3 protein-coding genes and 1 pseudogene are annotated in these 2,088 nt (G+C 69.9%); 3 read left to right on the top strand and 1 reads right to left on the bottom strand.

Annotation, left to right across the window (positions count from 1 at the left end):
- Positions 1-226: pseudogene (locus AC04L7_RS17350) on the bottom strand (molecular chaperone HtpG); the annotation flags it as partial.
- 168 nt (positions 227-394) lie between these two features.
- Here AC04L7_RS17350 and rsmD point away from each other — a divergent pair.
- The 3 genes from rsmD to AC04L7_RS17335 are packed head-to-tail and all read left to right on the top strand — an operon-like array spanning position 395 to position 2,084.
- Positions 395-1,039, top strand: coding sequence for a 16S rRNA (guanine(966)-N(2))-methyltransferase RsmD (gene rsmD / locus AC04L7_RS17345; RefSeq protein WP_435999807.1), 645 nt, complete (start codon positions 395-397; stop codon positions 1,037-1,039).
- Positions 1,036-1,545 carry a pantetheine-phosphate adenylyltransferase gene (gene coaD / locus AC04L7_RS17340; RefSeq protein WP_296282544.1) on the top strand — a complete coding sequence of 170 codons (510 nt, stop codon included), beginning with the start codon at positions 1,036-1,038 and terminating at the stop codon, positions 1,543-1,545. The genes rsmD and coaD overlap by 4 nt, the downstream gene beginning before the upstream one ends.
- A 44-nt stretch (positions 1,546-1,589) precedes the next feature.
- On the top strand, positions 1,590-2,084 hold the full coding sequence (locus AC04L7_RS17335; RefSeq protein ID WP_296282543.1) for a hypothetical protein: 495 nt from the start codon (positions 1,590-1,592) through the stop codon (positions 2,082-2,084).
- Positions 2,085-2,088 lie beyond the last annotated feature (4 nt).

Raw genomic sequence — 2,088 nt, 5'->3', positions numbered from 1 at the left:
CGGTGGCGTCGAAGCCGACGCGGATGCGCAGGGTGGGGTCTTCCTCCAGCAGCTTCGGGTCCTTCAGCGCCTCGAAGCGCAACTTGTCGGCGGCGTCGGCAGCGTTGGACACCAGTTCGCGCAGGAAGATTTCCTTGTTCGAATACAGCGAGTGGATCATCAGCTGCAGCAGCTGCTTCACCTCGGTCTGGAAGCCCAGGGTTTCTTTGCGGGTTTCAACGGTCATCGCGGTCGTGCTCCATGGCATTCGTCTGGGCCGCGCGCAGCGGCCGATGCGTCCGGTGTATGGGCCGGTCGTGGCTTTCTCAACCTGGCGGGGCCGCGGAGGGGGGCCAAGCCCCGCCGGTCATGGCCGGGCCGTATCATGCGGAGCCTTCCGTCGCCCCCTTCCCCGATGTCCCGCAGCGCCCGCCGGCCACCCTCCGCTCCCGTCCCCGCGCCGCGTGGCCTCGGCTACGTGCGCATCATCGGCGGGCGCTGGCGCGGCACGAAGCTGGCGGTGCCGGACCGCCCGGGCTTGCGGCCCAGCGGCGACCGCGTACGCGAGACGCTGTTCAACTGGCTGATGCCGGCGCTTCCGGGCGCTCGCGCACTCGACCTGTTCGCCGGGACCGGCGTGCTGGGGCTCGAGGCGCTGTCGCGCGGGGCCGCACAGGCGGTGCTGGTGGAGCGCGATCCCGGCCTGGCCATGGCGTTGCGCGAGGCGGTGGCGAAGCTCTCGGCGGATGCCGAGGTCCATGCGGCGGAAGCGCTGGCGTGGCTGGCCGGGTGCGCCGACACCTTCGACCTGGTCTTCCTGGATCCGCCCTTCGCCGAGGGCCTGTGGGAGCGCGCGCTGGCCGCGCTCGTGCCCCGGCTGGCGGCGGATGCGTGGATCTACGTGGAGTCCCCGGCGGACCGGGTGCCGACGGTCCCCGCGGGCTGGATATTGCACCGGGAAGGCCGCACCCGGGACGTGCGCTACGCCCTGTACCGGACCCCGGCCCCGCAGCCCGCTGCTACACTGCGTCCCGACGATCCGCCGGCGACGACTGAATGACTGTGGCGCGCACCCGGACGGCCGTGTATCCCGGCACGTTCGACCCCATCACCAATGGCCATATCGACCTGATCGACCGCGCTGCGCCGCTGTTCGAGCGCGTGATCATCGGGGTGGCGGAAAGCCCGGGCAAAGGCCCGGCGCTGCCGCTCGCCCAGCGCGTCGAGCTGGCCCGCGACGCAGTGGCCCGGCATCCGCACGTCGAGGTGCGCGGCTTCGACGGCCTGTTGGCCCATTTCGTCAAGGACGTGGGCGGCGGCGTACTGTTGCGCGGGCTGCGCGCGGTATCCGACTTCGAGTACGAATTCCAGCTGGCCAGCATGAACCGCCACCTCATCCCCGAGGTCGAGACGCTGTTCCTGACCCCGGCCGAGCAGTACGGCTTCATCTCCTCGTCGCTGGTGCGCGAGATCGCCCGGCTGGGAGGCGACGTGTCCGGGTTCGTGCCGCCGGCCGTCACCGCCGCGCTCAAGGCGCAGTGGCAGCACCACAAGCAGGGCGCCTGAGCGCCACGATTCCGATAACCGCTTTACCAAGAGGGGGATTACCCATGAAGAAGTTCGCAAGCCGCATCATGCTCACCGCCTGCCTCGTGCTGCCGTTCGCAGCGTGCAAGAAGCAGGAAGAAGCCCCGGCCGAGCCGGCCGAAGTCGCCCTGGTCGCGCCGGCCACGACCGAGGACGGTCCGTGGAAGGAATACCTGAGCAAGGTGGTCGACGCCAACATGGGCACGATCACCAACACGCCCTACGTGTACTACCTGCCGGCCGACACCGATCCGGAGTTCGAGGCCAAGTATGGCCGCCAGCTGGAGCAGGCCAAGGGCGCCGTCGCGCGCGGCGTGAGCAGCGGCAACCTGATCGCGTTCGGCTCGCCGAACAGCGCCAAGATCGCCGACCTGGCGGTCGCCGCGTTCACCGGTGTGGAGACCGATGCGTTCAAGGGCGTGCGCGTGCTGTTCATCGGCAAGGCCGAGGACAGCGAGCGCGTGAAGGCCGCCGTGGCCCCGAGCAGCGCCGAATACGTGTTCGTCGAAGCCAAGTGATCTT

The organism is Pseudoxanthomonas sp. LjRoot204_2 (genome assembly GCF_056175765.1).
The sequence above is the reverse complement of the archived record's forward strand: the minus strand, read 5'-3'. Positions and strand labels throughout refer to the sequence as shown.